3 protein-coding genes and 2 tRNA genes are annotated in these 4,082 nt (G+C 68.0%); 3 read left to right on the top strand and 2 right to left on the bottom strand.

Going from position 1 to position 4,082, the window contains the following annotated elements:
• Positions 1-67: 67 nt before the first annotated feature.
• Positions 68-1,201 carry an acyltransferase family protein gene (locus HW445_RS20895; RefSeq protein WP_308799601.1) on the bottom strand — a complete coding sequence of 378 codons (1,134 nt, stop codon included), beginning with the start codon at positions 1,199-1,201 and terminating at the stop codon, positions 68-70.
• 559 nt (positions 1,202-1,760) lie between these two features.
• Here HW445_RS20895 and HW445_RS20890 point away from each other — a divergent pair.
• Positions 1,761-1,955, top strand: a complete 195-nt coding sequence (locus tag HW445_RS20890; protein ID WP_151773224.1) for a hypothetical protein — start codon at positions 1,761-1,763, stop codon at positions 1,953-1,955.
• 132 nt (positions 1,956-2,087) lie between these two features.
• Here the strand turns inward: HW445_RS20890 and HW445_RS20885 are convergent.
• A tRNA-Gly gene (locus HW445_RS20885) sits at positions 2,088-2,158 on the bottom strand.
• A gap of 213 nt (positions 2,159-2,371) precedes the next feature.
• On the opposite strand from HW445_RS20885, the gene HW445_RS20880 reads away from it, so the two are divergent.
• Positions 2,372-2,445: transfer RNA gene (locus HW445_RS20880), tRNA-Pro, on the top strand.
• 201 nt (positions 2,446-2,646) lie between these two features.
• Positions 2,647-4,041, top strand: a complete 1,395-nt coding sequence (gene tig / locus HW445_RS20875; RefSeq protein WP_180222511.1) for a trigger factor — start codon at positions 2,647-2,649, stop codon at positions 4,039-4,041.
• Positions 4,042-4,082 lie beyond the last annotated feature (41 nt).

The following is a 4,082-nucleotide window of genomic DNA, read 5'->3' as shown; positions in this document are numbered from 1 at the left end:
CATGACGAAGGCCCCGCCGCGCCCAGGGCGCCGCAGGGCCTTCGTGACGGCCGGGAAGAGGCGGGGGTCAGACCCCGGCAGGGACCTTCGGGCGGTCCGTCGTGGCCGGCCCCTCGGCCGGGGCGGAGGTCTTGGCCGCCCGCGCGGCGGCGTCGTCCTCCCGGAAGAAGCGGTCCAGGTTCGGCTCCAGCACCGGCTTCAGCGCCTTGCGGACCGGCGCCGTGCAGAGGACCGTGACCGCGGCCGCCGCCACCGCCGTGCACAGCAGCACGCCCAGCGGGCCGCTCACGTGGTCGAACCAGCCGAACCAGATGCCGCCCTTCACCAGGAACCCGTGCAGCAGGTAGCCGGAGATGGTCCCCGCGCCGAGCGCGGTGAACCAGAGCCGCCGGCCCGGCACCCAGGCGAAGAAGCAGGCCGTGAGCAGCACCGAGCAGCCGAACATGCCCAGCGTCATCAGCGGGCCGATCCACCAGTCGCCGCCCAGCTCCTGGGCCGCGTCGCGGTGGTAGAACCAGTCGGGGTTCATGTTGCCCTTGGCCCACCAGCCGACCGCCAGCGCCACGGCGAAGACCGGCAGTGCCACGATCCGCATCCGCCAGGTGCGCACCAGCTTGAAGTGCTCAGGCTTCAGGCACAGCCCCAGCACGAAGTACGGCAGGAACTGCAGGGCGCGCTGCATGTCCAGGTCGTTGCCGATCTTCGGCGAGACGGTCGCCAGCATGGCGATCGCCAGGGCCACGGCCAGCGGATACCGCAGGGAGCGCCAGATCGGGGTGGTCAGCCGCCAGATGAAGAGGGCGGCCAGGAACCAGGTCAGGTACCAGGGGTCCAGCAGGCTCACCGGGGCGTCGGGGTCGTGCGCCCAGCGGCGGAAGAGCGAGTAGGCGGTCTCGAAGACGATGTACGGCACCACCACACCACTCAGCAGGCGCTTGATCTGGTGCGGCTTGAACGCGAACGACCGCGAGAAGTAACCGGAGATCACGATGAACGCCGGCATGTGGAAGGCGTACACGACCATGTAGAGCACGGCCAGGGCCCGGTTGTCGTCGCGGAGGGGCTCCCAGCTGTGGCCCATGGCCACGAGGACGATGGCCAGGTACTTGGCGTTGTCGAAGAACGAGTCCCGCCGCCCGGCCCGGGGGAGCGGATCGCGCTGGCTTCGCTGGTTGCTGTGCGGCTGCGGCGGCGCGTTCACCGGCGACCACCCCGCGGGCGGGGGTGGAGAGTCCGGACGTTCGTCGTCGCACGTGAGGGGGACGAGGCAACGTGAAACATCTGAGGCACCCTAGCGTCGGTTGTACGAATCCGAAAAACGCAGGGTCGGTGAATGACCGCCTCACCCTCGGATACCCCCGGATTCACCTGCGATGTCTCTTGTTCTTGTGACGATCGGCACAATGCGGAGCGGCCGGGTCCGGGGGGCGAACCTCCCTTTTAGGTATGCCTATTTCATCTCAAATGCCACCAAGTCGGGCATGGGTCCCATGGTCGTACGTGGGGGCAACGCGGCTCCTGTGGATATGAGGAAACGGTTGTGCGGGAATTATCGGCAATGCCTTTCGGAGGAATTGCCGAATGTCCCATCCGGTAGGGTCATAGTTTTTTTCTCGCACCCCGAACATGTGGTCGAGGGGTGTCGGTCGTGTCCCACCGGCCGTGTGGGGGGCGCGAGTTGGATGGCACGATGGGTTGGCCGGGGATGGGCCGGGTACATCCCATGGCGGCAAGCGGACCGACCGAGGGTGTGATCAGGCGTGGCCATTTCACTGTCTGTGGTGCTTCTGCTGGGAATCGTCCTCGTCGTCCTGATTCGGGGTGGATCCCTCAAGGCGGGGCCGGCGATCGTCGCCATGTTCTTCGGGTTCTTCCTGGCGTCGACGGGAATGGCCGACGACATCCAGAGGTTTCTCGATTCCCTCGCGGCAATGATCAACTCGATAAACATCTGACCGCCGCGTGACGTTGCCTCGACCGCGGGTGAAACGTTCTTCCGGCCGGGCGGCGCGGGGGCCGCGGGCGGCGGGGACGGCCGAAGGCCCGGGACGAGAAGCACGCTTCTCGTCCCGGGCCTTCGGCCTCGGAGCGGGCGACGGGAATCGAACCCGCGTAGCTAGTTTGGAAGACTAGGGCTCTACCATTGAGCTACGCCCGCACAGGTGACGCCGGTGGCCGGGCCACGGCGACAGAAGGCATGTTAGCGGGTCGTCGCACCCGACTGCATCTCCCCTTCCGCGTGACCCTCCCCCGGCGGCGCTCCGCCCGCCTGTTTGCGGCCATCTGACGCCCCGCCACGACCCCGCGTCCGACGGCGGGGAAAGCGGCGGCCGGCGGGCCGTGCCGCGTGTACCCTACGGATCGCACCAGACGGGGTGTGGCGCAGCTTGGCAGCGCGTCCGCTTTGGGAGCGGAAGGCCGTGGGTTCAAATCCCGCCACCCCGACATCGACGATCACCGGGCGCCCCTTGGGGTCCGGTGATCGCCTTTTGGGTGGTGTGGCCGCTGCGGCTACTATGCAAGCGCGCCCGTGTGCGGTCAGCCGTGAAGCTCCAGAGCCTGACGCCGAAGCCACCCCGGTGCGCGATCCGCCGGACCGTTCTGGTCCCGGCGAACCCAAGCAGTCAGCCACAAGGAGACCGAACCGTGAAGAGCGCCGTGGAGACCCTGAACCCGACCCGGGTTCGGCTCACTGTCGAGGTGCCCTTCGAGGAGCTCAAGGACAGCCTCGACGCGGCGTACAAGAAGATCAACCAGCAGGTCACGGTGAAGGGCTTCCGCAAGGGCAAGATCCCGGCCCGCGTCATCGACCAGCGGTTCGGCCGCGGTGCGGTCCTCGAGGAGGCGATCAACGACGCCCTCCCGAAGTTCTACACGCAGGCGGTCAACGAGGCCGAGCTCGACGTCCTGGGCCAGCCCGAGGTCGACATCAAGGACCTCAAGGACGGTGAGCTGCTCAACTTCACCGCCGAGGTCGACATCCGTCCCGAGATCGAGCTGCCCGAGGACTTCTCCGGCATCGAGGTCGAGGTCGACGCCGTCGAGGTGACCGACGAGGACATCGCCAAGTCGGTCGAGCAGCTGCGTGAGCGCTTCGCCACCACCTCTCCGGTGGAGCGCGCCGCCGAGGACGGCGACGTGGTGACCCTGGACCTCGAGGCCAAGGTCGACGGCGAGGTCCTCGAGGACGGCATCGCCAAGGACGTCAGCTACACCATCGGCTCGGGCGAGCTGCTCGACGGCATCGACGAGGCCGTCAAGGGCGTGGAGGCCGGTGGCGAGGCCACCTTCACCTCCGAGCTCAAGGGCGGCTCCGCCGCCGGCAACCAGGCCGAGATCACCGTCAAGGTCAGCCAGGTCGCCTCCCGCGAGCTGCCCGAGCTCGACGACGAGTTCGCCCAGCTCGCCTCCGAGTTCGACACCCTCGAGGAGCTCAAGGCGGACAGCCGCAAGCGCCTGGAGAACATGAAGCAGTACGACCAGGCCACGCAGGCGCAGGAGCGTGTGCTGGACAAGCTGCTCGAGCTGATCGAGGTCCCGATCCCCGAGAAGCTGCTCGAGGACGAGATCCAGACCCGCAAGCACAACCTCGAGCACCACCAGCTCGGCCAGATGGGCCTGGACCTCGACAAGTACCTGGAGATCCAGGGCAAGTCGGCCGAGGAGTTCGAGACCGAGACCCGTGACGCCGCGATCAAGGGCATCAAGACCCAGTTCGTGCTCGACGCGCTGGTCAACAAGGAGAAGCTGAACGTCAACCAGGAGGAGCTCACCGAGCACCTCATGCGGCGTGCGGCGTCCTCCGGCATGTCCCCCGACCAGTTCGCCCAGGCGGTCGTCCAGGGCAACCAGGTCCCGATGCTGGTCGGCGAGGTCGCCCGCGGCAAGGCGCTGGCGCTGGTCGTCGAGTCGGCCACGGTCAAGGACACCAACGGTGAGGTCGTCGACCTGAGCGACGACGAGGAGGAGGCCGCCGCCGAGTCCACCGAGACCGCCGAGGCGTCCACCGAGGAGTCCGCCGAGGAGTCCAAGGAGGGCTGACCTCCCCGCTCCCCGAGCCTCCACCGGGCCCCGGCTTCCCG

Source organism: Streptomyces sp. UH6, assembly GCF_013421635.1.
In the GTDB taxonomy this organism is placed as follows: domain Bacteria; phylum Actinomycetota; class Actinomycetes; order Streptomycetales; family Streptomycetaceae; genus Streptomyces; species Streptomyces abyssomicinicus.
This window is presented reverse-complemented; position numbering and strand designations above follow the sequence as displayed.